1 protein-coding gene is annotated in these 236 nt (G+C 70.3%); it reads left to right on the forward strand.

The genetic code is table 11. From position 1 onward, the window contains the following. The coding region (locus tag B7449_RS18850) for an IS66 family transposase (protein WP_209426796.1) at positions 1–236 on the forward strand (236 nt) is incomplete at both ends.

Raw genomic sequence — 236 nt, forward strand, 5'->3', positions numbered from 1 at the left:
CGTTTCGGCGCCTCGTCGGAGCGGGGGCGCCGCCTGCTGGCCCAACTCGAACTCGAACTGGAAGAACTGGAGACGACGCTCGCCGAGGACGCGCCCGAAAATGCGGCGGATCCCGCTGTCCGCACGACAGCACCCCGGAGCAACCGGGGACGCCAGCCCCTGCGTGCCGACCTGCCGCGCGAGCGGGTCGTTATCCCCGCACCGACACAGTGTCCGTGCTGTGGCAGCGATCGTCT

This window comes from Komagataeibacter intermedius TF2 (assembly GCF_000964425.1).
GTDB lineage: Bacteria > Pseudomonadota > Alphaproteobacteria > Acetobacterales > Acetobacteraceae > Komagataeibacter > Komagataeibacter intermedius.